Source organism: Brevundimonas sp. M1A4_2e, assembly GCF_053345555.1.
In genome coordinates, this window is sequence record NZ_JBKFAI010000007.1 from 49,314 (window position 1) to 74,286 (window position 24,973).

At 66.1% G+C, this 24,973-nt stretch carries 22 protein-coding genes and 1 pseudogene; 15 read left to right on the forward strand and 8 right to left on the reverse strand.

What is annotated here, in order from left to right; translation table 11 throughout:
• Positions 1 to 7 precede the first annotated feature (7 nt).
• A complete protein-coding gene (locus ACLBV5_RS13645; protein WP_447605993.1) occupies positions 8 to 916 on the reverse strand; it encodes an EamA family transporter in 909 nt (302 codons plus the stop codon).
• 85 nt (positions 917 to 1,001) lie between these two features.
• Between ACLBV5_RS13645 and ACLBV5_RS13650 the strand changes: the two genes are divergently transcribed.
• The 4 genes from ACLBV5_RS13650 (at position 1,002) to ACLBV5_RS13665 (ending at position 4,646) form a co-directional block, all read left to right on the forward strand.
• Positions 1,002 to 1,484: an Lrp/AsnC family transcriptional regulator gene (locus ACLBV5_RS13650; RefSeq protein WP_024353520.1), complete on the forward strand. Its 483-nt coding sequence runs from the start codon at positions 1,002 to 1,004 to the stop codon at positions 1,482 to 1,484.
• A gap of 68 nt (positions 1,485 to 1,552) precedes the next feature.
• Positions 1,553 to 2,509: a glycosyltransferase family 9 protein gene (locus ACLBV5_RS13655; RefSeq protein ID WP_447605994.1), complete on the forward strand. Its 957-nt coding sequence runs from the start codon at positions 1,553 to 1,555 to the stop codon at positions 2,507 to 2,509.
• Positions 2,510 to 2,577: 68 nt separating this feature from the next.
• Positions 2,578 to 3,915, forward strand: a complete 1,338-nt coding sequence (locus ACLBV5_RS13660; protein WP_447605995.1) for a dihydroorotase — start codon at positions 2,578 to 2,580, stop codon at positions 3,913 to 3,915.
• Positions 3,912 to 4,646 (forward strand): prephenate dehydrogenase/arogenate dehydrogenase family protein, encoded by a 735-nt coding sequence (locus ACLBV5_RS13665; protein ID WP_447605996.1) that lies wholly within the window; start codon positions 3,912 to 3,914, stop codon positions 4,644 to 4,646. The genes ACLBV5_RS13660 and ACLBV5_RS13665 overlap by 4 nt, the downstream gene beginning before the upstream one ends.
• Before the next feature lie 6 nt (positions 4,647 to 4,652).
• Here ACLBV5_RS13665 and ACLBV5_RS13670 read toward each other — a convergent pair whose 3' ends face one another.
• Complete coding sequence (locus ACLBV5_RS13670; protein WP_447605998.1) at positions 4,653 to 5,573, reverse strand: alpha/beta hydrolase; 921 nt, start codon at positions 5,571 to 5,573, stop codon at positions 4,653 to 4,655.
• Between the two features lie 135 nt (positions 5,574 to 5,708).
• On the opposite strand from ACLBV5_RS13670, the gene ACLBV5_RS13675 reads away from it, so the two are divergent.
• Both ACLBV5_RS13675 and ACLBV5_RS13680 read left to right on the forward strand, forming a co-directional pair.
• Positions 5,709 to 6,467 carry a 3-oxoacyl-ACP reductase gene (locus tag ACLBV5_RS13675; protein ID WP_447605999.1) on the forward strand — a complete coding sequence of 253 codons (759 nt, stop codon included), beginning with the start codon at positions 5,709 to 5,711 and terminating at the stop codon, positions 6,465 to 6,467.
• 38 nt (positions 6,468 to 6,505) lie between these two features.
• Entirely contained in the window at positions 6,506 to 7,255 is a 750-nt protein-coding gene (locus tag ACLBV5_RS13680) for an SDR family NAD(P)-dependent oxidoreductase (protein ID WP_447606000.1), read from the forward strand.
• 75 nt (positions 7,256 to 7,330) lie between these two features.
• On the opposite strand, the gene ACLBV5_RS13685 is transcribed toward ACLBV5_RS13680, so the two are convergent.
• The 3 genes from ACLBV5_RS13685 to ACLBV5_RS13695 all read right to left on the reverse strand — a co-directional run bounded on the left by ACLBV5_RS13685 (position 7,331) and on the right by ACLBV5_RS13695 (position 10,112).
• Positions 7,331 to 8,707, reverse strand: coding sequence for a flavin-containing monooxygenase (locus ACLBV5_RS13685; RefSeq protein ID WP_253119692.1), 1,377 nt, complete (start codon positions 8,705 to 8,707; stop codon positions 7,331 to 7,333).
• A 475-nt stretch (positions 8,708 to 9,182) separates the two neighbouring features.
• Positions 9,183 to 9,779 (reverse strand): hypothetical protein, encoded by a 597-nt coding sequence (locus tag ACLBV5_RS13690; protein WP_447606001.1) that lies wholly within the window; start codon positions 9,777 to 9,779, stop codon positions 9,183 to 9,185.
• A 57-nt stretch (positions 9,780 to 9,836) separates the two neighbouring features.
• On the reverse strand, positions 9,837 to 10,112 hold the full coding sequence (locus ACLBV5_RS13695; protein ID WP_145915918.1) for a hypothetical protein: 276 nt from the start codon (positions 10,110 to 10,112) through the stop codon (positions 9,837 to 9,839).
• Positions 10,113 to 10,612: 500 nt separating this feature from the next.
• Here ACLBV5_RS13695 and ACLBV5_RS13700 point away from each other — a divergent pair, with 500 nt between their 5' ends.
• The gene (locus tag ACLBV5_RS13700; RefSeq protein ID WP_447606002.1) at positions 10,613 to 12,985 is read left to right on the forward strand and encodes a protein kinase domain-containing protein; all 2,373 of its coding nucleotides are present in this window, start codon (positions 10,613 to 10,615) and stop codon (positions 12,983 to 12,985) included.
• Here ACLBV5_RS13700 and ACLBV5_RS13705 read toward each other — a convergent pair.
• Complete coding sequence (locus ACLBV5_RS13705) at positions 12,960 to 13,547, reverse strand: ECF-type sigma factor (RefSeq protein WP_447606003.1); 588 nt, start codon at positions 13,545 to 13,547, stop codon at positions 12,960 to 12,962. The genes ACLBV5_RS13700 and ACLBV5_RS13705 overlap by 26 nt on opposite strands.
• Positions 13,501 to 13,848: a hypothetical protein gene (locus ACLBV5_RS13710; RefSeq protein ID WP_447606069.1), complete on the reverse strand. Its 348-nt coding sequence runs from the start codon at positions 13,846 to 13,848 to the stop codon at positions 13,501 to 13,503. Before ACLBV5_RS13710 ends, ACLBV5_RS13705 begins: the two co-directional genes overlap by 47 nt.
• On the opposite strand from ACLBV5_RS13710, the pseudogene ACLBV5_RS13715 reads away from it, so the two are divergent.
• The 6 genes and pseudogenes from ACLBV5_RS13715 to ACLBV5_RS13740 form a co-directional block, all read left to right on the forward strand.
• A pseudogene (locus ACLBV5_RS13715) lies at positions 13,847 to 14,209 on the forward strand (hypothetical protein); the annotation flags it as partial. The gene ACLBV5_RS13710 and the pseudogene ACLBV5_RS13715 overlap by 2 nt on opposite strands.
• An 84-nt stretch (positions 14,210 to 14,293) precedes the next feature.
• Positions 14,294 to 15,811, forward strand: coding sequence for a YadA-like family protein (locus ACLBV5_RS13720; protein ID WP_447606065.1), 1,518 nt, complete (start codon positions 14,294 to 14,296; stop codon positions 15,809 to 15,811).
• 68 nt (positions 15,812 to 15,879) lie between these two features.
• On the forward strand, positions 15,880 to 17,088 hold the full coding sequence (locus tag ACLBV5_RS13725; protein WP_447606004.1) for a Yip1 family protein: 1,209 nt from the start codon (positions 15,880 to 15,882) through the stop codon (positions 17,086 to 17,088).
• Positions 17,089 to 17,110: 22 nt separating this feature from the next.
• Positions 17,111 to 20,239: a hypothetical protein gene (locus ACLBV5_RS13730; RefSeq protein WP_447606005.1), complete on the forward strand. Its 3,129-nt coding sequence runs from the start codon at positions 17,111 to 17,113 to the stop codon at positions 20,237 to 20,239.
• A 253-nt stretch (positions 20,240 to 20,492) separates the two neighbouring features.
• Positions 20,493 to 20,891 (forward strand): IPTL-CTERM sorting domain-containing protein, encoded by a 399-nt coding sequence (locus tag ACLBV5_RS13735; RefSeq protein ID WP_447606006.1) that lies wholly within the window; start codon positions 20,493 to 20,495, stop codon positions 20,889 to 20,891.
• Between the two features lie 188 nt (positions 20,892 to 21,079).
• Positions 21,080 to 21,433 carry a hypothetical protein gene (locus tag ACLBV5_RS13740; RefSeq protein ID WP_253119667.1) on the forward strand — a complete coding sequence of 118 codons (354 nt, stop codon included), beginning with the start codon at positions 21,080 to 21,082 and terminating at the stop codon, positions 21,431 to 21,433.
• Positions 21,434 to 22,050: 617 nt separating this feature from the next.
• Here the strand turns inward: ACLBV5_RS13740 and ACLBV5_RS13745 are convergent.
• Complete coding sequence (locus ACLBV5_RS13745; RefSeq protein WP_447606007.1) at positions 22,051 to 23,208, reverse strand: metallophosphoesterase; 1,158 nt, start codon at positions 23,206 to 23,208, stop codon at positions 22,051 to 22,053.
• A gap of 46 nt (positions 23,209 to 23,254) precedes the next feature.
• Between ACLBV5_RS13745 and ACLBV5_RS13750 the strand changes: the two genes are divergently transcribed.
• Positions 23,255 to 23,923 carry an RNA polymerase sigma factor gene (locus tag ACLBV5_RS13750; RefSeq protein WP_447606008.1) on the forward strand — a complete coding sequence of 223 codons (669 nt, stop codon included), beginning with the start codon at positions 23,255 to 23,257 and terminating at the stop codon, positions 23,921 to 23,923.
• Entirely contained in the window at positions 23,923 to 24,924 is a 1,002-nt protein-coding gene (locus tag ACLBV5_RS13755; RefSeq protein WP_447606009.1) for a FecR family protein, read from the forward strand. Before ACLBV5_RS13750 ends, ACLBV5_RS13755 begins: the two co-directional genes overlap by 1 nt.
• Positions 24,925 to 24,973 lie beyond the last annotated feature (49 nt).

A 24,973-nucleotide genomic window follows, 5' to 3' on the forward strand; every position in this document is an offset into this window, starting at 1 on the left:
GTCGAGATCAGGCAGGGGCGGCCGGATCCTGCAACGGCTGTTCGTCTGACGGCGAGGTCAGCACCGCGCCGACCGAGGCGGCGATGATGGCGGCGATGGCCAGCCACTGCTGGGTGCTGAGGTGCTCGCCCAGCACGAACAGGCCCGCCAGGGCGCCGATGGCCGGATCGCCGCTGACCGCCACGCCGAAGGTGCGCTTGGGGATATGGCGCAGGGCGACCATATCCAGCGTATAGGGCAGGGCGCTGGACACCAGGGCGACGACCAGACCCAGCGCCAGGATCCTGGGGTCCAGCAGGCTCATGCCCGCGCCGGCGACGCCGAACGGCACCACCGTCATGGCGGCGAAGGTCATGCCGATGGCGACGGTCGAGCCGCTGGGCAGATGGCTGACCCGCTTGCCGAAGACGATATAGCCCGCCCAGAACACCGCCGCCGCCGCCGCATAGGCGCAGCCGACCGGATCAAGCCCCGACACGTTGCCGTCCAGAGGCAGCAGCAGGACCAGACCCAGCACCGCCAGCCCGATCCAGACGAAGTGGATCAGCCGTCGCGAGTTGAACAGGGCGACCGACAGCGGTCCCATGAACTCGATCGCCAGGGCCACCCCCAGCGGAATGGTGTTCAGCGCTATGTAGAAGCTGAGGTTCATCAGCCCCATCACCACGCCGTAGACCGCCAGGGCGCGCAGGTCGCCGGTGGTGAAGGCGCTGCGCCAGGGACGAAACACCGCCAGCAGGACGATGGCCGACAGCCCGACGCGCAGGCCCGCCGTCCCGGCTGGTCCCACCATCGGATAAAGCGTCTTGGCGAAGGAGGTGCCGGCCGAAAGCGACACCATGCCGCCGATCAGGGCGAGATAGGGCAGGACCGCTGACAGGCGCGGGTGGCGAAGGGCGAGGGCCGGGGAGGACATGGCCGGCAACCTATCGAAAAGCCGCTCGTTTTTCTTGGCGATTTCGCCTGCCATGCTGCAAGAAACACGCGTATTGTCGCCTTGTATGCAAGAAAACGCTGACCTCGATTCCTTTGACCGTCGCCTGCTGGCTTTGGTGCGCCGCGACAACCTCCAGCCTGCGCGGGTGCTGGCGGACAAGGTCGGCCTTTCGGAATCGGCGGTGTCGCGACGGTTGCGGCGGCTGCGCGACGAAGGGATCATCATCGCCGATGTCGCCGTGGTCGATCCGGCCCGGCTGGCGCGCGTCCTGACCATGCACGTCCTGGTGGAGATGGAGCGCGAGGGTACGGCGGTTCTGGACGCCCTGATCGACAAGCTGACCGCCCGTCCCGAGGTGCAGGCGGCCTGGTATGTGACCGGCGACACCGACCTGATCCTGTATGTCGTGGTGCCGACGATGGAGGCTTATGAAGTCTTCACGCGGGAAATGCTGAACGACGACGCCCGGGTGCGCGCGTTCAAGACGCTGATTTCAATCAGGGAAGTTCTGCCCTTCGACCCCGCGCGACGGGCGCTGGCGCGATGAAGTCCGGTTTGCGGCCCTGTTTCAGTTTCGCCGCTGAATCGCCTTGAGAATCCGGATAGGCTGACATCATGCATGGTCGTTTTCCGATCCTCTATATCGCCGAGGCGGACGCCGAAGAGGCGGTCCTGTCGTCCGGGGCGCTGGCCCAGTTGGTCGAGGCGATCCCACAGGCGACCTTCACCGTCGTCGGCTCTCCGGCCAGCGCGCCCCTGTTCGCCGACCTACCGCGCCTGCAACGGCTGATCACCCTGGATCGCGACGGGCGCTGGGATTGGATCGCCCTGTGGAACCAGGTGCGCGAGACGAACTGGGGGCTGGTGGTCGACATGCGCGGCTCGACCCTGTCGGGCAAGCTGCGGCGCCAGCGGCGCGCGGTGAAGGGCAAGACCGTGCCGGGCGTGCATCTGGTCGAGCAGGCGGCGCGGACCCTGCAGCTGGACGAGATTCCGGCGCCGAAACTGTTCATCGAGCGGGACACTCAGGAAGCCGCCGACGCCCTGATCCCGCCAGGGGGCGGCCCGATCCTGGCCATCGGGCCGGGCGCCGACTGGATTGGCAAGCGCTGGCCCGCCGATCGCTACGCCAAGGTCGCCATCTCCCTGCTGGGCGAGGGCGGACCGCTGGCGGGCGGGCGGCTGATGATCGTGGGCGAGGAGGCGGACCGCGATGCCGCCCAGACCATCCGCTCGGCGGTCAAGCGCGACCGGGTGATCGAACTTCAAGGCCGGTTGACGCGCCTGCAGACGGCGGCGGCCCTGTCGCATGCGGACCTCTATCTGGGCGGGGACTCCCTGTGGACGCAACTGGCGGTGGCGGCGGGCGTCCCGGCGGTGGCGGTCTTCGGCCCTTCGGACGAGACGCTGAAACGTCCCTGGACCGGCGTCGCCGTGCGCGGACCTCGCAGCCTGCAGGAGTTCCAGGAACTGGACCCGCGCCTGAACCAGCACATCCAGCACATGATGGACCTGCCCTATGAGCGGGTGCTGAAGGCGGCGAAGAAGCTGCTGGCTGAACGGGGAGCCTGACTGACCCTCGGCTTGCGTCTCCAAGCCTTCGGCGCGCATAAGCCCCGGAGCTTCAGGAGATGCGCGCGATGACCCAGACCTATGACCTGATCGTTCGGGGCGGCGAAGTCGCCAACCACGCCGGGCGGGGCCGGGCCGACGTCGGCGTCATCGACGGGCGCATCGCCTTCATCGGCGACCTGTCTCAGGCCTCGGCCGGAGAGGTGTTCGACGCGACGGGCCTGACCGTCCTGCCCGGCGTCATCGACACCCAGGTCCACTTCCGCGAGCCGGGGCTGGAGTGGAAGGAAGACCTGGAGACCGGCAGCCGCGCGGCGGCCCTGGGCGGCGTCGTCGCCGTGTTCGAGATGCCGAACACCAACCCCAACACGACTGATCCCGACACCATGGCCGACAAGCTGGCGCGGGCGAAGGACCGGATGTGGACCGACCACGCCTTCTACGTCGGCGGCACGCACGAGAACGCCGAGCATCTGGCCGACCTGGAGCGCCTGCCAGGCTGCTGCGGGGTCAAGGTCTTCATGGGCGCCTCGACCGGTGACTTGCTGATCGCCGACGACGAGGGGGTGAGGAAGGTCCTGTCCAACGTGCGCCGCCGGGCCACCTTCCACTCCGAGGACGAATACCGCCTGGTCGAGCGCCGCAACCTGGCCCGCACCGGCGACTGGACCAGCCACCCCGAGGTCCGCGACGCCGAAAGCGCCATCATGTCCACGCGCCGTCTGGTCGGGCTGGCGAAAGAGACCGGCGCCCGCATCCACGTCCTGCACGTCACGACGCGCGACGAGATGGAGTTCCTGCGCTTCCACAAGGACGTCGCAACCGTCGAGATCACGCCCCAGCACCTGACGCTGGTGGCACCCGAGGCCTATCAGCGCCTCGGCGCCTACGCCCAGATGAACCCGCCGATCCGGTCGCAGGAGCATGTCGACGCGCTGTGGCTGTGGGGCATGCAGCAGGGCGTGGCCGATGTACTGGGCTCGGACCACGCGCCGCATACGAAGGAAGAAAAGTCCAAGCCCTATCCGGCCTCGCCCTCGGGCATGCCGGGGGTGCAGACCCTGGTGCCGCTGATGCTGACCCATGTGGCGAACGGGCGGCTGTCGCTGGAGCGCTTCATCGACCTGACCTCGGGCGGGGCGCAGCGGGTGTTCGGAACGGCCAACAAGGGCCGCATGGCCGTCAGCTATGACGCCGACCTGACCATCGTCGACCTGAAGGCGAAGAAGACCATCACGCACGACCAGCAGGCCACGCGCTGCGGCTGGACCCCCTTCGACGGCTTCGAGGCGACGGGCTGGCCAGTGGCGACCATCGTGCGCGGCCGCGTGGTGATGAAGGACGGCGAACTGATCGGCCAGGCGCATGGCCAGCCGGTGCGGTTCCAGGAGACGCTGGCGGGGTGAGCAACGCCAAGCCTCAACTCGGCCTGATCGGCTTCGGCGCCTTCGGGCGGCTGACGGCCAAGCATCTGTCGCGGTGGTTCGACATTCTCGCACACGATCCAGCGGCGAGCGATGGCGAGGGGCTGGCGCGGCTGACGACGCTGGAAGAGGCGGCGGCTTGCCCGACGGTGGTGCTGGCCGTGCCGGTCGGAGGCCTGGCCGAGACGGTGGCGGCCATCGCGCCGCATCTGGCGCCGGGCGCCGTAATCCTCGACGTCGGCTCGGTGAAGGTGAAGCCCGCGCGTGTCATGCTGGATGGCCTGCCGTCGGGCGTTCAGATCGTCGGAACCCACCCTCTGTTCGGTCCTCAGAGCGGCAAGGACGGCATCGCCGGTCTGCGCATCGCCGTCTGTCCGGTGCGCGGCGATAAGGCGGCGTGGCGCGTCGCCGCCTTCTGCAGGAAGGCGCTGGGTCTCAAGGTCTTCGTCGTCACGCCCGAGGCTCATGACCGCGAGGCGGCGACGGTGCAGGGCCTGACCCATCTGATCGCCAAGGTGTTGCTGGCGATGGAGCCTCTACCGACGCGCATGACCACGACCAGCTTCGAGCGCGTCATGCAGGGCGTCGACATGGTCCGTCACGACAGCGAAGCGGTGTTCCGCGCCATCGAACACGACAACCCTTACGCCGCAGAGGTGCGCCGCCGTTTCTTCGACCTGGCCGAACAGGCGCGGTCGGAATTGGATGACTAGAGGCGTCTAGCGGGCTTTCAGGATGAAGTCCGCCACTGCGGGAACCACGGCCGAACCCAGCGGGATCGAGGCGTCGCCATAGGTGGCGGCGTTCCCGACGGGATCGGACGGCGCCTGACGCAGGACGTGATTCAGGCCTTCGAAGATGATCCGTTCAGCCTTGGGCTGCGCGGCGGCCAGGGTCTGGCTGTTTTCGGGGGTCACCTGAATATCGGTCGAGCCATGACCCAGCAGCATCGGGCGCTGGTACTTCGCGATCAGCGCCTGCGGATCTGCGGCGAAATAGGAGATCAGATAAGGCTGGATCGACGGGCGGAACAGGGCGGCCAGATAGGGCGGCGTCTCTGGGACGGTGCGCCCGGCCTCCAGTTCGCTCATGATGTGATCGACTTCTGATTTGATGGCGGGCGGCAGTTTGGGCTCGATCTGGCGGCGCAGTTCGACATTGGCGCGCACGCCGACCGGCGACAGCAGGACTAGTCCGCAGACGCCCGGATTGTCCGCTGCCGCGGCCTGGGCGATCAAGGCGCCTTCCGAATGGCCGATCAGCCAGACGCAGGCGGCGCCGGTCTTCTGGGCCGCCAGGGCCGCCCAGGCCTTGGCGTCGTCGATGTAGGTGTCGAGCGTCAGGCTCGCCTCGCTGGTTGCGGCAGGGGCGCTCTCCCCGACGCCGCGCTTGTCGATGCGGACGGTGGCGATCCCCCGCCCGGCCAGCCCTTCGGCCAGTTGGCGCAGGACGCCGCCGTTTACGTCGAGCGGACTGTTTCCGTCGCGATCCGTCGGTCCGGATCCGGCGATGATGACGGCGGCGGCGCGCGTCTGGCTCTCAGGCGTCAGCAGGGTTCCGTGCAGGGGCGCGGGCGTCGAAGGCAGTTCGACCGGCGTGGAGACCGGCGAGAGCAAAAGGGCGGCGGCGAGGGTCAGCATGGGGGTCTCCTTAGCTGAGGGCGATTAACGGGGAGGCCACGGCCAAATGCAACCGCTGTTCCTCCATGCCTGACTGGCCTTCCGCACGACCCCGGCCTATGGCAGAGGTCGGTTCAGAAGCTGCGAGTTGTTCTCATGGAAATCCGCGATCAGATCGTTCTCATCACCGGCGGCGCGCGCGGCGTGGGCGCGGCGGCGGCGCGGGCGTTTGCGGGCCAGGGCGCGCGGGTGGCGATCAACTGGCGCAGCAGCAGAGAACGCGCCGAGGCCCTGGCGGCGGAACTGGGCGATCGCGCCTTCGCCGTTCAGGCTGACGTGACGGACCGCGCAGGCGTCGACGCCATGGTCGCCAAGGTCGAGGCGCATTTCGGCGGACCGGTCAGCACCGTGGTCAACAACGCGCTGGATTACAGCTTCAACGGCGACGCCCGCGCCCAGATGGCGGACATTCCGTGGGAAGACATGGAGCGCCAGTTCACGACCGTGATCTGCGGCGCCCTGAACGTCATTCAGGCCACGGCGCCGGGCATGGCGGCTCAGACGTTTGGCCGGGTGATCAACATCGGCACCAACCTGTTCCAGAATCCGGTCGTGCCCTATCACGACTATACCGCCGCCAAGGCCGCCCTGCTCAGCCTGACGCGAACGGCGGCGGGCGATCTGGGGCCGTCGGGGATCACCGTCAACATGATCTCGGGCGGCCTGCTGCGGACGACTGACGCCAGCGCGGCGACGCCGGACGCTGTGTTCGACCTTATCGCCAGCATGACGCCGCTGCGCTCTGTCACCACGCCGCAAGAGTTCGCCGACGCCGCCCTCTTCTTCGCCTCGCCGTGGAGCCGGGCGGTGACGGGGCAGAATCTGGTGGTCGACGGCGGGCTGGTGCGGGATTAAGTCACCCCGAAAGTAAAGCCTCAGCCAGGACGGACATCATGAGCGGCGTCATTCTGATCACCGGAGCCACCTCGGGCATCGGTCGGGCGGCGGCGCGCCGCTTCGCCGGCGCAGGCTGGAAGGTGATCGCCACTGGCCGCCGCCAGGAACGGCTGGACGCACTGGTCGCGGAGCTGGGCGCCGACCGGGTCCACGCCGCGCCCTTCGACATGCGGGACGAAGCCGCCATCGACGCGGCGCTGGACGCCCTGCCTGAAGGCTTCCGCGATATCGACGTGCTGATCAACAACGCCGGTCTGGCGCTGGGCACGGCGACGGCGCAGGAGGCGGACCTGGCCCAGTGGCGCCAGATGATCGACACCAACATCACCGGTCTGGTGACGCTGACGCACCGCCTGCTGCCGCGCGTGATCGCGCGCAAGGGGGCGATCCTGAACATCAGCTCGGTGGCCGCGACCTACCCTTATAAGGGCGGCAACGCCTATGGCGGGACCAAGGCCTTCGTGCGCCAGTTCTCGCTAGGCCTGCGGGCGGACCTGCACGGGACGGGGGTGCGCGTCACCTCCATCGAGCCGGGCATGGCCGAGACGGAGTTCACCCTGGTCCGCACCGGCGGCGACCAGGCGGCGTCTGACGCTCTGTATGGCGGCGCGGCGCCGATGACCGGCGAGGACATCGCCGAGACCCTGTTCTGGGTCGCCACCTTGCCGCCGCACCTGAACATCAATGCGCTGGAGCTGATGCCGGTCAGCCAGTCCTTCGCGGGCTTTCAGGTCGCACGCGATTAAGCGTCTTTACGCCTCGCGCCGGGCCGCCGAGGCGGCCTCTCCTGCGCGCGCGGCGGCGGCAGGAGAGGCCGTGCATCAGACGCGCGCGGCCTGGCTTCGCGCGGACGGAAGCCGCAGATAGGCCTCCAGCGAGTCGTCGAACGCCTTGATCCACGGCACATGGTGACGCGCCGCCAGCGTGCCGGTGAGCACTGAGCGATAGCATTTGTCGCGATAGCCCATGATGTCGGCCTTCTTGTCCTTCTTCCACTGCAGGAAGATCCTGTTGATGTTGTCGACATCAAGCTCAGGATAGTCGGTCTGGGCGATCAGGCGCTTGATGTAGTCGCCTTGATATTCAAAGGCCTGTTCATCCGTGCGGATGGCGACCTCCTTCTCGCGCCAGTGGTCGTTGGCGGCCTCCATGTCCGCGCGTGACGGCAACGGGACGCGATCCATGATGATGTCCCGCGTCAGCCAGGCCTGGGCGTCAAACATGTTGAAGCTGTACCAGAGGTCCTGCATCCCCAGGTAGAACAGCCTGGGGTTGGGCGTGAAGACCACGCCTTCGTACAGGTTCAGCGGCCACAGGCGGTTGCTGGTCTTCAGACGCAGCTCGTCCGGCAGGAAGGGGAAGTGGTGCTTGTAGCCGGTGCACAGGATGATGGCGTCGACGTCGCGGCGCGTACCGTCGCTGAAGTGGGCGGTCTTGCCGTCCACGCGCGTCAGACAGGGCTTCTCCTCCCAGCCCTTGGGCCAGTCATAGCCCATCGGTTGGCTGCGATAGCTGGTCGTGACCGACCGCGCGCCGTATTTGTAGCACTGTGAGCCGATGTCCTCGGCCGAATAGCTGGAGCCGATCAGCAGCACGTCCTTGCCCTTGAACTCCGCCGCGTCGCGGAAGTCGTGGGCGTGCAGGATGCGGCCGGGGAACAGGTCGAAACCCGGATAGGCTGGCGCGTTCGGCGTCGAGAAGTGGCCGGTGGCGACGATCACATGGTCGAACGTCCCTGACGTGCGGCGTCCGGCGGAGTAATCCTGGGCCGTCACTGTGAACTGGCCGGTCGTCTTGTCGAAGGCCACATCCTTCACGGCCGTGTTGAAGCGGATGTATTGGCGAATGTTCGCCTTTTTCACGCGGCCCTGGATGTAATCCCACAGGACTTCGCGCGGCGGATAGGAGGAGATCGTCTTCTTGAAGTGTTCGTCGAAGGTGTAGTCGGCGAACTCGAGGCACTCCTTGGGGCCGTTCGACCACAGATAGCGATACATGCTGCCGTGAACCGGCTCGCCGTTCTCGTCCATGCCGGTGCGCCAGGTGTAGTTCCACATGCCGCCCCAATCCTTCTGCTTCTCGAAGCAGACGATTTCAGGGATGTCGGCACCCTCGTCGCGGGCGGACTGAAAGGCGCGCAGCAGGGCCAGGCCTGACGGGCCGGCGCCGATGATGGCGATGCGTTTTTGCTTGGGCATATTCACTTTGAGCTGATGGGTGACAAGCCCCGATGCAGGCGGCTCTGCGGCCGCAAAAAACTCGGGGCGAAAGAGGGACGATCGCCAGCATTCCCAATATCTGGAATGCGTTCGTCAGATCGACGCACGGAAATATCGCCTAGTCCGAATATTTTAGAGTTTATGCTTTCTGGGTATAATTATTACTTCTCCAGTTCTTTATTCATATAGCAACATAAGAACAGAAAACGTCACGGCGAATGTGACCGTATATTCGACGCTGCGGTCTTATGTTGTCTGTATAATAGGGCGATTGTGACGCAATTCTCAATGAATCGCAAATCTAGCCCGGATATATCCTGGGCGCCGCATGGGCGAGGGCCGATGGAAGCTCCCCTGCGAGCGTCGACGGTTCCCTGTCGTGGAGCGGAGCACGGCCGAGAGAAGGGCGCTGGAGCGCCTCGGCGCGTCTGACTGGCGTGCTCGAATTGCGGGTTTAAGGGTAAGACCAGCCGTCATGCTCGACGCGGAAAATGCGCAGGGGCGCGTCCGGCTTGTCGGCATCCGCGCGAATATGGAAGACCGCGCGTTGCGGCTGACCGAAATTGGTGAAGTCGACGTTGATCGTGATCATGCCGCGCAACATGGGATGATCCGGGTCCGGCGTCGGATCGCCCACGGCGCCGTCGAAGTCCTGCGCTCCATACAGCGGGTGGGCTTCGACCTCGCCGGACGCCAGCCAGCGCACGATGTCGTCGGTGAAATAGCGGCACGCGGTCGAAGGGTCGAAGGCGCTGGGCAGGCTGCTGTTTTCTGACTGAAACTGCCGCTCATAGACTTCGCGCACCAGATCTTGCGCCTGGCTGACGGGATCTCGGTCCGGGCTCGGGGCGTAGGGATCTGGCCCTGAGCCGTCGGTCGCCGGACAGGCGGCCGGTTGCGCGTCCCGCCGGTTTGGCGCGACGAGGGCGGCTGATGCGGCATCAGGCGAGGCGTCTGGCGCGGGCCGGGGGGCCTCGGCGTCGCACGCTGAGGCGGCCAGGCCCAGGGCGAGGGCCGCCATCGATATCGTCAGTCGATACGGCATGGTCATGCCTCCATCTGTCCGCCTCAGCCCGACCCGCAGGAGGCTGAGGCGGTCCGCTGGGGTCTATCCGCACTGGATCTCAAAGCTGGCGTTGTCGTCGACCGGCTCGCCGTTGTCGGTTTTCAGCGACACGCCCGAGGCCCGGATCGTCTGGCCGGAGACGGCGATGTCGAACGGCTGAGTATGAACGACGCCGCCGTTTATGCTGTGGTCGGCGGTGGCGAAGGGCTTGTCGACTCCCAGCCGGATCTTCAGCACGCCGGCCGTGGAAGAGTATTCGACATAGATCGGCGCCCCGTCCGGCCCCGCCCCGGCGCCGCCGACTTCCACGTCGTTCATCCCGCCTGACATGCCGATGGCGCAAGTGGTCGGGGTGAAACGGTAGTCTCCGGCTGACGTCTTGATGACGCCAGAGCCTGTTGCGGCGGCTGCAGACGGCCCTGCGGTTCCGCCTTCGTGCGGCGGGGCGGCGTTTTCGCCGCAGGCAGCCAGGCCGAGAGCAAGCAGGGTGAAAGCCGAGAAAACGGCTGTGCTGTTGATTGTAGTGATGATAGCTGCTCCTGTGTATCCTTAAATACCGATGTTCATATTTAGTTAATTGGGCGGGGGCGGCCAGGTCCTGAAAAAAGAACGGGCGACGGAAGAAGGTTTTCACGCGTCGGGTTTTCTCGGGATTTAGCTGTTGCGAGCGTGTGGCCCGGGTGTTCTGAAGTGCGGCGTCTACCCAGTCAGAACGAAGTTTCGGCGGGGGAGCGGACATCGTCTTCGGTTTTTTATCAGAGCGCGCGGGCTGTCCTGTTTCGTGTCTGTCCGTGAACGGTGCAACGGGGGGTGCTGGTTTGAGTTGGGCCGAGGTTGAAGTCGTTCTGGACGCCGCGCTGGAGCAGGCGCCCGGCAATCGCAGAGCGTGGTTGAAGGCGCGCTATGGCGACAGGCCTGACGCCCTGAAGGAGGTGATGTCCCTGCTGTCCGCCATGGAGCGCAGCGAGGCGTTTCTGGAGCCGGACGCCGAGATCGACCTGCTGCCGTCCGGCGCCCGGTTCGGGGTGTGGAAGGTCGTCGAGACTCTCGGCCACGGCGGCATGGGCGAGGTCTATCGTGTCGAGCGGGACGACGGAGAGTATCAGCAATCGGCGGCGCTGAAGCTGATGCGGCCCCTGCCGGACGCCTACCGGGCGCGCTTTCTGGCCGAGCGTCAGATCGTGGCGGAGTTGGACCACCCCGGCATCGCCCGCATTCTGGACGGCGGTCTGGGGGCGGACGGGCGCCCCTTCATGGTGCAGGAGTTCATCGAGGGCCTGCCGATTGATCAATGGTGCGTTCAGCGCGGCTTGCCGCCGGTCGAGCGGGTGCGTCTGATCATCGATGTGTGTGAAGCGGTGTCTCACGCCCATGCCAAGCTGATCGTCCACCGCGACATCAAGCCGTCGAACATCCTTGTGTCCGGGGACGGGCGCTCGCGGCTGATCGACTTCGGCGTCGCCCAGCAGATCGGAGGAGAAAAGCAGGCGACTCAGTCTCCGGTGTCGGTCGAATACGCCGCGCCTGAGTTGCTGGACGGCGGGGCGGCCTCGATCATGACGGATGTCTATGGTCTGGCGGCGACTCTGTTTGAATTGCTCGGCGGGCAGCCGCCGTTCGATGTCGCCGGGCTGGCGCCGCCCGTCGCTGTCCGGCGGGTGGCGGACGAGCCGGCGACCAGACTTCGCACGGTGCTGCAACAGAGGCTCGCCCGCCCGGCAGCGGCCGACCTTGAGGCGGTGCTCGACAAGGCGCTGAGCAAGCGGCCCCAAGACCGCTATGTCACGGTCGAGAGTTTCGCAGCGGACCTGCGACGGGCCCTGGCGCTGGAGCCGGTTCAGGCGCGCGCCTCAGACCGGGGCTATCGCGCACGGCGCTTCCTGCGGCGGCGTCGCCTGCCGATTGCGGCGGCTGCGGCGGTGGTGTTCAGCCTGTCGGGGGGACTGGCCGTGGCGGTGCATGAGGCGCAGCGCGCCGAGCGTCAGCGTGACGCCGCCCTGATGGAGCAGGCGCGGCTGCAGGCGGTGCAGAACTATCTCTATTTCATGCTGAGAACCGGCGCCGAGACCAGCGGCCCGGATGTCGATGCGGCGGGCATTCTGGATGCGGCCGCCGATCAGGTGGTGCAGCAGTTTCAGGCCGATCCGGTTCGCGGCGGGCCGGTGATGCGGATGCTGGGCGAGCTCTATTTCTACATGAACGACTATGAGGCCGCCAAGCCGCTGCTGGACCGGTTGATGACGGCCAGGGGCGTCGAGCCCGCGATCGTCGCCGCCGCCGCCTATGACCTGGCGCAGATCCGCCAAAGGCAGGGCGATCCGGCCGAGGCGCGCGGATTGCTGGCTCGGGCCCAGGCGTTCTGGCAGGGCGATCCCGCGCGCTGGCGTTCCGAACTGATCGACAGTCGACTGACCGAGGCGCGTCTTCTGCGCGACGGCGGGGATGTGGCGGCGGCGGTCAGCCTGCTTCAGGCCAATCTTCCGGCCCGCATCGCGATGAGCGGGCCGGATCACCGCGACACGGGCGTCTATCACAATGATCTGGGCGTCATGCTGGTCGCCGCAGGCCGCGCTGAGGAGGCGGCGCCGTCATTTCAGGCGGCGCTCAAGGTCTGGTCGGCCAATGGGCTGGATCGGGGGCCGGACGCGCTCAATACGCTGAACAATCTGGCGGCGCTGGAAGTCCTGTCGGGGCGGCCGGAGCGGGCTGAGCCCCTGTTCAGACAGGCGCTGGAGGTCAGGCGCTCGCTGTACGGGCCGTCAGCGGCCACCGCCGCCCTGATCAGCAATCACGGCAAGACGCTGTTGCAGTTGAAGCGTCACGCGGAGGCCCTGCCGCTGCTGCGGGAGGCGGCGCTCATGGCCGAAAACCATGCCGGGGTCGGCAGCCTTCATTACGCCTCGGCGGCGTCGGGGTTGAGCGAGGTGCTGCTGGCGGGCGGCGATGCCCGCGAGGCGGAACGGGTGAGCGTGGAGGCGCTCTCACAGGTCCAGGCGGCGCTGGGCGAGGCGCACCCGGCGACGGCGATTGTTCGCGTGGCGGTGGCGCGCGTGCGCGGCGTCCAGGGGCGCAAGGTCGAGGCGCGGGCGCTGCTGGATCAGGCCCACGACGCCCTGTCGGCCCTGGGGCCGGCCGGGGCCGCCCAGGTCGCGGCCATTGAGCGGATCAGGGGCCAATATGGGCTGGAGTGAGATCCACTGATCCCCCATCGCTCAGGTCGCGATACAGCCAGGCCTTGGCCTTGACCCAGTCCCGACGCACAGTGCGGTCGGTCTGGCCCAGAATCTCGGCGATCTGCTGGTCGGTGTAGCCGGCGAAGAAGCGGAACTCGATGATGCGAGCCAGGCGCGGGCTGACCCGGGCCAGCCGGTTCAGCGCGTCGTCCAGGTCGACGAGACGATCATCGCTCTCCCAGAACGGCTCGATGTCGTCGGTCAGAGGGTCGATCTTTCCCGATCCCCGCTTGGCCGCCAGCCGCGCGCGGGCGTGGTCGACCAGGACATGCCGCATGGCCAGCGCCGCGGCGTGCAGGAAGTGGTTGTCGTCCAGATAGTTTTCCGTGCGCCGCAGACGCAGCCAGGCCTCATTGATCAGGGCGGTGGTGCGCAGGGTTTCGCCCGCCTGCACCCGAAAGCGCTCGCGCCGGGCGATCTTGCGCAGTTCCGTCCACAGGTCGGGCACCATCCGATCGGCTGCCGACAGGACCTCATGCGGCGTGGAAATATCGGGATTCTCTAAGGGGACTGAGCTCAACGGTGAGCCTCTTGTAGGCGGTGAGGGCCAGCACCCTAACGAGCCTCAAGAAAAAGAACCAGCGCATCTGTCCGCATTGCAGGCCGGACTGCGTTTTGATGGTCGACGCCATCGTTGAGACGAAAACTCTCGAAGCAAAATCGGGCTCGCGCTTGCCGTCATGTCTGTGTGCACGAGGGGCTTCTGAAACAATGACCGCCATCAAGACTAATTCCATCGGCTCGCGCTCGAGTGATGTACGTCGCGTCAAAGGGCGGTTGCTGAAATCCGCCGCTATGGCAGGGCTGATCGTCGCCGCCATGCCGCTTACAGCCCTGGCGCAGGAGACGCCCTGCCCTGACAGCGGCGGCACGGATCGGGGGCAGGAGCATGGCCGTCAGAATACGACGTGTAACGGAGGCGCGAGCGCCTATGGATACGATAATATAGCCAGTGTCTGGCTGTCGAATGCATTTGGTTCAAATAATAACGCTTCCGGAACTGCAAGTTCTGCTTTTGGGTCCAGAAACCTTTCAGGTGGTGGTAGATCTTCAGCGTTTGGGTACTTGAATCGGTCGTCTGGAGAAGAGTCGGTTGCATTTGGCCACGACAATGATGCCAGCGCCATAAGGTCGTCGGCGTTTGGCCACAGGAACAAGGCTTCGGCCCCAGACGCCTCAGCGTTCGGGAGAGACAATATCGCCGAAGGCGAGGTCAGCACGGCTATGGGCGTCAGGAACAAGGCGTTGGGGGCGGGCGCCTCGACTATGGGCTACCTCAACACGGCGTCCGGTGAAGGCGCGTCGGCGTTGGGAAGAGGCAACACCGCTGGAGGCCTCAGCAGCACCGCAATCGGCTTTGAGACCCAGGCCTTGGGACGGCACGCCACGGCTCTAGGTTACCAGACCCAGTCCACCGGACGATACAGCTTCACCGCTGGCTACGGCAGTATCGCCAGCGAGGAACTGAGCATGGCGGTCGGGCAGAGAAACCGGGCGACCGCGACGGGCGCGGCCGCCTTTGGCTCTTTCAACTCGGTAGTCGGTCTGTACAGCGCGGGTATCGGCTATGGCGCCAGGGTCATTGGCGACCGCTCCCTAGCCATGGGATATGGAGCTCAGTCCAAAGGTGAAGGCAGCTTAGCCATAGGCAGCGCTGTCGACCTCGATGGCGACGGTATTCACAGCTTCGATGAGGGCGCCGCGGCGGAGGGCCTGTTCAGTGTCGCCGTCGGCGCAAGCGGGCGCGCCCTGGCGGACCACAGCGTCGCCCTGGGCTCGCTGTCCATAGCCGACCGGGCCAATACGGTTTCCGTCGGCAGTCTGGGCAAAGAGCGCCAGATCGTGAACGTCGCCGATGCGACCCAGGACACGGACGCCGTAAACCTGCGTCAGGCGATGGCCATGGGAGCCTCCATGGGCATGGGCTTTTCCGCCTGGATGGGCGGCGGCGCAGCCTATTCAGGAGGCGTGTTCACGGCGCCGTCCTTCACGATTCAGGGCGCGAACTACAGCAATGTGGGCGCGGCTTTCGCCGCCGTGGACACCCGTCTGACCAGTCTCGCCGCCGACATCGCCGCTGCTGGCGGCGGAGTGCAGGGACCCGAAGGCCCTCCTGGTCCGCAGGGACCGGCCGGACCTCAAGGACCCTCAGGCGCGGACGGCGCGACCGGACCACAGGGCCCTGCTGGTCCTCAGGGACCGGCGGGTCCGGCAGGCGGAAATCCTCTGGCCGCCGCCTATGACGACGCCAGCCGCGATATCATGACGCTGGAAGGCGCGGCCGGCACCCGTATCGGCAATGTCGCGGACGGTGATGCGCCTATGGACGCGGTCAACCGCCGCCAGATGGACGCTGGCGACGCGGCGGTGCAGCTGTATGCGGATGCAGGCGACGCGCGCACTCTGAGCGCGGCGCAGTCCTATGCCGACGAGGGCGACGCGCGCACGCTCAGCGCCGCCAACACCTATACGGACCACCAGGCCGCGTCGATCAATCGCAGCATGGATCAGTTCCGCGACGAGGTGCACACCCGCTTCGTCCAGATGGACCGGCGCCTCGACCAGGTCGGCGCCGCCAGCGCCGCCTTCGCCGGGTTGGCGATGAATACGGCCGGTCTGTCGGGCCCGAACAACATCGGCGTCGGCTTCGGCTCCCAGGGCGGAGAGGAGGCCATCGCCATCGGCTACCGCCGGGCGATCAGCCCGCGGGCCAGCATCTCCATCGGCGGTTCGGCGGCTGGGCGTCAGCGCAGCTTCACCGCCGGCGCCGGCTTCAGCTGGTGAATGCGTCCGTCGGCGGCCGGGCTGGCCGCGGGCGGATCTCTTTTCAGATTTCTTCAGGAGGGGCGAACATGAGCGAAGCCGTCGCGGTCGCGCAAACCCAGTCATTGCTGGCGCGCATCAAGGGTCTGCTGCTCAAGCCCAAGCAAGAGTGGCCGGTCATTGCGGGCGAGAGAACGAGCATCGGCGGGCTGATACTGTCCTATGTCGCGGTGATCGCGGCCATCCCTGTGCTGGCGCAGATGATCGGGATGCTGGTCTTCGGCATTTCCGTACTGGGCGTCACCTATCGGCCGCCGATCATGACGACGCTGGCGGGCGCCCTGGGCCAGTATGTCCTGTCGCTGATCGCGGTCGGCGTTATCGCTGTGATGATCGACGTCCTGGCGCCGAAGTTCGGCGGGCGCCGGAACCTGACGCAGGCCTTCAAGGTCGCCGCCTATGGCAGCACCGCCGCCTGGCTGGCCGGCGCCGCCGCCCTTCTGCCTGCGATCAGTTTCCTGGCCATTCTGGGCGCCTATAGCCTGTATCTCCTCTATCTGGGCCTGCCCGTTCTGATGGAGACGCCCAAGGAAAAGGCGCTGGCCTATACGGCGGTCGTCGTCATCCTTGCGGGCCTGCTGTTCGTCGTCGCCGGGGCGATCACCCGCCCCTTGCTGGCGCGTTCGCACGGCGCCGCCCTGTCGGGGGCCTTTGCTGGTTCGGTTCTTTCGCAAGACCGCGCATCCCTGCCCACGGGGCGGGTCTCCCTGCCGGGCGGGCGCCAGGTCGATCTGGGCGAGATGCAGCAGGCCGTCGCCCGCGCGGAGAAGATGACGCGCAACGCGCGCGACGGCGCCACGGCGGTCGTGGCCGCCGAAAAGCTGGCCGAGTTTCTGCCGGCCTCCATCGGCCGTTACCGCCAGGTGTCGGCGGAAAGCAGCTCAGTCGGGACGATCGAGCTGGGCGGTTCGCGGGCCGAGGCCCGCTATGTTCTGGACGATCAGTATATCGAGCTGTCGGTGACCGATATTCCGATGGCCGGCCCGATGGCCGCTATCGGCGCCGCCATGCAGGTGCGCGGCGAGCGCAAGACCGCCACCGGCTATGAGCGCACCCACGTGGTCGACGGCGCCTTCGTCGCCGAGGAGTGGGATCAGACCACTGGTCAGGGCAGCTACACCACCATGGCCGGAGAGCGCTTCATGATCACGGCGACCGGCAGGGTGGCCGACATGAAGGAGCTGAAGGCTGCGGTCGCGGCCGTCCGCCCGGACCGCATCGCCAGGCTCGCCGGTTGAGCGGCGCAGAGACCGTAGCGAGATGACTGAGCAGAGAGCATCGCGGCGCAGCCTGTTGAAGGCCGGCGCGGGGGCGGGGCTGGCCGCACTGGCGCTGGGCGGCGGCGGTTTCGCCCTTCACAGCTGCCGGGACGGATCGGGGCCGGGCGCGGTTAAAGGCGGGGCGCGCGATCCTTACGACGTGTGGCGCCAGGTGCAGGCCGCCTTGCGCACCAGTCCCGATCACGCCTCCGCCAGGGCGGGCGCCCTGGTGGCGGCCGGTGATGTCGGAGCGCTGCATCGGTTCGTTCGCGATGAAATCCGCCTGGTGTCCAGTTCCGCGACGCGGCTGCGTCTTGGGGATGAGGTCCGGTGGGGCGCGCGGGCGGCGTTGCGCGCAGGGGCCGGAACGGCGCGGGAGAAGGCGGAGATCCTGGCGGATCTGATCCGTCAGACCGGTCGCGAGGCGCGTGTGGTGGAGGGCGGCGACATCGGCCATGAGGCGGATCGCGGCGTTTTCTTTCGCGAATACTCGCCCGTTTTCGAGCCTCAGGTGATGACGTCCCAGGTCGATCAGTGGCGCGAGGCGCTGGGCCAGCCCGACGTCAAAATCAACCTCGCCGCCGGCGAACGCCAGGCGCAGAACCTGGAACGCGACCTGCGCGCCCTCATCCCGCAGGACGAGCAAAAGCGCATTGCGTCGACCAACTATAGCGACAGGATCGAAGGCGCAGCGCCGCTCGTCCTGTTTGTCGAGCCGGGGCAGGGTGCGTTTCTGGCCGACCCGATCCGGCCGGATGGAGGGCTGGAGCCGACGGGGTCGCGCACGCCGCGTGACGCCCGGCCGGCGCGCGGCATCCTGCCCGTGACCGTCAGCCTGACGGCGACGGTGCTGGACGAAACGGTCGCGCCCTTTGAAATCGCCCGCGCGGAATGGACGGCTGAAGAGGTTGCGGGGCGTCAGGTCCGCATCGGCTTCAAGCCGTTCGGCGACACCCTGTCGGTCCTGAACGCTCGGATCGGCGACCTGCGAGCCTTTACGCCCTTTCTCAGCATTCAGGCGCTGGACGGCGAGGCGCTGGACCCCGAACGCGCCCTGGTCATGGGGCAGAGCTTCACCCTTGAGGGCGACCGCATCCGGCAGGCGCAGACGGGCGTCGTCGAGTTCAACGACAGGCCGCTGGACGCCAGCCCGCCCTCAGGCCGCGCAGCCGATGTCGCCGTGATCGAGGCGGAGGCTGACGCATCGCGCTATCCCGATATGCGGCTGCTGATCCGTCCCAAGACCGCGGACGGCCGGATCGTGGAGGGCCTGGTCGCGAGCGATTTCAGGCTGACGGACGAAGGCGAGGCCGTCGCCCACCTGCTGCAGGACCGTGAGCGGGCGCCGCATATCCTGTTTCTGGCCGACGCCTCCGCCTCCATGCCCAAGGCCTTCATCGGCGAGGGCGCCTGGCGACTGGGCGAGGCGATGAAGGCCTTGATCAACCGGGTCGAGACGATGGCCAGGGCCGTGCATCCGAAGGCGATGGTGACGGTGCAGTCGACCGACTCCAGGATGTGGCGGAACCTGCTCGCCCATGTTGGTACATCGGCCAATCTGATCGTCTACGCGACCGACGGGGATCTGGAGGGCGCGCCGCCCGCCGCGGCCGAAATCGAGGCTCTCGGCGCGGGGCCGCGGGCCATTGTCATGGATGTCAACGCGCGGCTGGCGAGGCGCCGGGAGCAGGAAGGGGAGCACAACATCTTCGACGCCATGGCCCGGGCGACCGGCGGCGTGGCCCTGAATGTATCGACCGAGGACACCGATGAGGTCGAAGGCGTCATCCGGCGGTTTCTCAACGAGGAGACGCAGCATCTTCCCTATGTGCTGACCTACCGTGGGCCGGTTGCGGCCAGCGGCGTGCGCAAGGCCGGCGTGGCTACCGAGAAGGCCCACGGCGAGGCTTCGTATGAGGTCGGCGCGGCCTCGGCGCCTGCGCGCAAGGTCAGCGCCCTGCATCTCACCGTTCGGGTCGGCGACCGTCAGATACAGCGCCGTCTGGCCGGACAGGACGAGCGCGGCGTCATGGCGCCAGATCGGCAGAACGAACTGCACGGCGCCGTGCTGGGCGATCATCTGATTGCGTTCGAGGGGCCGCCGCCGTCGCTGTCGACCGTGCTGGACGACCTTATCGCCGCGCGCCTGTCCACCGAGCTTCTGGACAAAACGGCTCGCGACAGGAGTCGAAGCCTCGACGATATCATAGCGGTTCTCGACAAGGGCGTGATGAACCTGCCCAAGGAGCAGGCCGCATTGTTGATGCGCTCCGCCCCCCTGTCGGGCAGAGGCTTCGCCTTTGCGGAGCAGGGGATGCGCGTCGTGCTGCATTCCCGATATCCGATCGTGAACACGGATCAGTTCGCCAGCCGCATCGACATTCTACCGCTCAGCCGCGCCCACGTCATCGCGCCGGATCGCGAGGCTCAGTTGTCCAGAGCCTTGAACGCCTCACTGATGCTGGCGATGGGCGAGGCGGCTCTGTTCCCGATCAATACCGGGGCGGCCCTGAGCGGCAAACGGCTGGCCTTGCTGAGCAGTGACCTGCCGCGCCAGCAGACGCCGGCGCTTTCGGCCGACGAACAGGTCGAATGGGCGGCCTTCATGCGGCGACTGAGGGACATGTTCCCTTCGGGCCATGTGGCGCTGACGGCCGACGATGCGTCCACGCGAGCCTGTTGGGTGGTCGACAATGCTACGGGCGAGCTCTTCGCCGTGCTTCCGGACGGCAGCGGCGGCGGTCAGATGACCACCGGCATGCAGCGCCAACTGGCCGAACTCGACAAGGTCATCAGCATGCTCAACCTGCTGGTGACGGCGACGTCCGCCGCAGGCGGCCTGGGCGTGCTCGGCGGGGCCTCCCTGGCGATCGTGGCGGCCTATGGCCAGACGCTGGCTCGTCTTTACGCGGCAGCCTCGATGTCGGTCCTGATGACGGATTCAGGCGGGATGGATCCCATCGTCCGACAGGCGCTCGCAGGTCTAGCCTGCAATGTCGTGAAGACCTTCTTCCTGAGCGGCTTGAGCGTGGGCGGAAGAGTAGCCGCCAATGCCGTCAATATATTTTCCGCTGCAGAGGGCGTGGATGGGGCGCTTGGAATTCAGTCGCCCACGTTCTGTGCGGTGTAGAAATATGGGAATGCATAAAAAAGTCCCATGGATTTCGCTTTTTATTCAAAAATAGCTATCATAGAAAGAAGGAAGCTATGAAAATAAAGTATGTACTGTCTTTTGTTGCCGCGTTAGTGGTTGGTTTTTCTGTAAGCCCGGTCGCTGCGCGAATTTTGCAATCCCGATGACTGCTGCAAATTCTCCGATTGATTATAGTTATACGGACCTTGCTACATGTAATGTTTCGAATGGCGGTAGTCGTGTATACGAAGTGGCGATTATCACCATTCATCAATCTGGCACATACAGTGTGGTGGATTCTGTCGGGCCGGGTTTTCCTAATCTGGTTGATGGCGCCCTGGGTTTGTATTCAGGCGCGTTTGATCCGGCGAATCCGATGGCGCACTGTGTTGGAAGCGTGGATGGCAATAAGGATATCAGCCTCTCTGACGGCGAATACATCGCCGTTTTCACGACCGCCGGATCGGCAACGGGTGGTGAAGAGGTTGGCTTTGGCTTTGGGGGACCCGCTGCGGTCACGTTGGTCCCCTATCCGACGACGCCTGTCGTCGCCTCTGTCCCCACCCTGTCGGAATGGGCGATGATCTTCCTGGGCGTGGCCTTGGCGGGCGGGGCGGCTCTGATGATCCAGCGGCGTCGGACGGCCTAGGCCCGTCTAGACTGTCTGCTTTTAGGAAAGCCTAACGCTGATCGCGATCGACAGCCTTGACCTGCTGGGGCTTCGTCATCGCGGCCAGTCAGCGGGGCGACGCCCCCGTCGCCCCGCTGATCTGATCCAGGTTTTCGTGACTCTTGCGGCCATCATATCTTGGCACGGAGGTGGGTATGAGAAACTCAATGATTGCACTGGCGTCTGCACTTGCGCTTGTCGGATGCGACAGCGGCGCCGAAATCAACGGCCGCGCGGCCCAGTCCGCTGACGCGTCGGTCCCGCTCAAAGGCGGCATAGGTCAGCTCAAAATCACCGCGATTGATTTTGGCGACATGGACCAGGTCAAGGAAATCGCCCGAGGCCTTGGCGCGGATGGACCCGCGTTCATGTCCTATGTCATCAGCCGGGCGGAGGCGAAAGCCACTCTCTCCCAGCCGGAGATCGCCAGGGCCGACGGCGCGCCCCCCGAGACGGTCGCGGAAGCCGTCGAGCTTGCGAAGGAGGTTCGGGCCCGGCGCGCGGCTGCGCGCGGCCAATAATCGCCGTTGAAAAGGCGTTTCGTTCCATCGAAAAGCGCACTCTTGCGTCCTTGGGCAGCTTGACTGCGCCAGAACTTGTGCCGGCGAAAGCTCTGCGGTTTGGTTTCAAGCCCCAACTGGCGGTGCGCGTCTGTAGCGAGGGGGCGGGTAGATCGACGAACTCGCCCGGTATCCTACCGGCGCGCGTCATCGCGTTTGATGAGGGTCTGGCCTATATAGCCACCCTTCCGTCTATCTTGATGTTCTCCAATAAGGCCGATGCACCCACCGCATAGACTGTCCGCGGCGCCCATGATGGATGGTGCGGATTGTTATGTGTAATCAGTGATTTATGGAGTGGCGTGTGCAGAATTTGCACACGCAGGTTCTGCTTTTCTTTCCCTTTCGTTCTTGCGAGGTAGGGCGTTTCGGGTGCCGAAACGACCACTGTATGGGCGTGGCTTTGCTGCGACTTCAGCCTCTCCGCATCGCTACGAACAAGGCGCATATCAGCAGGACACTTTGTCCTTCGCGTGGAAGCGGCCAGACGCGTCGAAGTCAAACGGGTGTTGTTCGCGCGCTGGTCCCGGTCAGGGTTGTTGCCGCGCCGACTCCGTATCGGGGAGCTTCGGCCTGCGTCAGTTCTGGAGCTGCGGCGGGAAATCCAGCTCAAACGCCGAACGTTCAGCGGCGACTCCGAAGGTCGCTTCGCCGTTGGCGCCGGCATGACGGCCCAGCAGCGTCGAATAGGTGTAGAAGCGGATTTTTCGGGCTTCGGTATCGAACGCCATGAACCTTAGCCAGCCCGCGCCGCCGTTGGCTGAACCCGCCGTGCCGTCCGGCCCGACCGTATTGCCCTGATAGTCCTGGATCAGCTGATAGACGGGATGACCGGCGTCGTTGAGGTCGATCCGCAGGTTCTCGCCGTTGGACACGCCGTCGATCGCAGGCGTGTAGTTGTGTCCGCTCAGGACCATGAAGATCATGGCGTTCTTGCGGATGAAGCGATCCCAGATCTGATCGGGCGTGAGGTTGTCGGCGCCGGGGAAGTAGCTGTCGTAGCCGTTTGAACGCTCATGCGCATCGGGCCGCAGCCACTCATGGGTGGTGATCATGACGGGAAGGCCCGGATGGGCGTCGATCACGCCTTGCGCCCAGTCCAGCGCGGACTGCGGGGGCTCCATCTCCAACGACAGATGCAGGAACTGCTTCCCGCCGCCGTTGAACGTCTGGTAGCTGTTCAGCTTGTTTTCTGACGCGCCGCCGTACCAGGCCTTGCCGATGAAATGGCGCGAATCCGGCCCGAAATAGAGGCTCCATGTGCGACTGCCCGCCAGAGGTTTGGCGGCGCCGGGACCATCCTGGGTCCACCAGGAATAGTTGTCGTAGTCATGGTTTCCGGGAACCATGCCGAAGGGCAGGCCGCTGCGGGTCAGGATCGAGATCGCGCGGTTGGCGATGTCCCATTCCTCGCGAGTGTCGAAGTATTGGTATTCGCCCTCGGCGTCCGGGATCGCCCGCCGGAACTGGCCGTCGCCGTGCTGGACGATGTCGCCCACGAAGGTGACGAAGGCCAGGTTCTTCTCTTCGCGGGTCTCTACCAGATAGCGCATCTGCTGGGCGAAGGTATCGGCGCCGCGCGGCTGCGGCAGGGTGATGTCGGAGTAGTTCTGGGTGTCGGAAACCACGGCCACGGTGAAGACCTCGGCCCAGGCCGGACCTGCCGTCGCCAGCAGCGCGCCGCCGAGCGAGAGAGCCAGAGACAGGCTCGCGCCGATCCGTTTGAACATGGTCATAGGTCTCATCCCGAGCTGTCGCGTCGGGACGCCATAGCCACGCAGTGTGACGGTTTTCTCCATCAACCTGCGCATTGGCGCGGGCGTTTCGATTGATACGCAAATGTCGTCGCAACGACATCAGACGGTGACGCTCCAGCGCCATCTGCCGTCTGTGAACCAGAAACACGGAACGTCGACCAGCACGGTTTTGCCGTCGCCAGACCTTGCGCCCGGCGACGGGTTCGCGAGCCTGACGCGACGACTCCGCAGTCCTCTGCTCCACTTCTTTCTCAGGCGGACCAGAACGCCGGCGGACGCCGAGGAGATGGTGCAGGAACTCTTCGTGCGCCTGTTGCGCCGAGCGGACCTGCTCAGTCTTGAGAACGTCGACGGCTATGTGTTCGAGGCGGCCGCCAATATCGCGCGGGACCGGGGGCGGTACGAGCAGGCCAGAGGGCAGGGGCGTCATGTCGAGATCACGGATCTGGTCGCCGAGAGCGAAGAACCGGGGGCGGAACAGATCGTCGCGGGGAAGCAGCGTTTGAAAAAGATGCTGGCGGCGCTGAACGCCCTGCCGCCCCGGGCCCGCGAAGTGGTGATCCTGCGGCGGTTCGAAAACCTGACCTACCCCCAGATCGCAGGGCGACTGGGGATTTCAGTAAGCGCGGTCGAGAAACACATGGCGCGAGCGATGTCGGCTCTGAGGCTCGACCTGGTCGAGGGCGACCGCTGATGTTTCCCGCCCCTCCGCGCCCCGGCAACGACGACCATGCCGATCCCGCCGCCTTTTGGTTCGCGCGGCTAAACGGCGGCGGCCCGACCAGCGCCGAGGACGAGGCCGGTTTCCGTCGCTGGCTGGACGAGGACTCTGAGAATCTCCGCGCCTATCGAAGCTGCCAGCAGACCTGGCGTCTGCTGGAACTGGACGCCGCCGAGCCCGAAATGCTGGCGCTGCGGTCGGCGGCCTTGGGTCCTGAAGAACGGCGGTTCAATCGGAGACGCGCCCTGTTCGGCCTCACCGGCGGCGCCGTCGCGGCGGCCTGCGGTGGCCTCTGGTTGATGACGTCAGCGTCCCCGGCGCGGGCCCTGATCTCGACCAGGGCCGGGCAGCGGCTGACCGCGCCCTTGCCCGACGGCTCCGAAGTGACTCTGGCGCCCTTGACCCGCCTGCGGCTCGACTATGGACAGGGCAGGCGTGCGGTCGTGCTGGAGACGGGTCAGGCCTATTTCAACATCCTGCCCGATGCGGCCCAGCCCTTCAGCCTTCGCGTGGGCGAGCGGGAGCTGACGACGGAGCAGGGGCGATTCCAACTGACCTATCTGGATGATCGTCCGGACATACTCGTAGAACAGGGCCAGCTTTCCCTGGCCGATCGGGGCGGCGAGGGAGCCGTGGTTCGCCTGAAGACGGGCCAGCGTGTGGATGTCCGCAACGGCCGGCTCGAGAAGGCCGCTGCCGATGTCGAGGCCGAGACGGCGTGGCGATTGGGCCGGCTGGTCGTGCGGGATCGTCCGCTGCGCGAGGTGGTCGCCGCCTTCAACCACTATTCCGCCGACCGCCTGGCGATCGAGGACCGGGCGGCCGGAGACAAACGCATCTCCGGCTCCTTCCGATACGATGGCGGCCGAGAGTTCGCCCTGGCCCTGGCGACCGGCTTCGACCTTTCCGTGAAGCGCGCGCCGGACGGCGTCTGGCGCATTCGAACGCCTGACGAAACGACTACGCTTCGATGAAATTTCCAAGACCGGGTGGGGACTCGCGCGGTCGCTTCCGTTCCTGAGA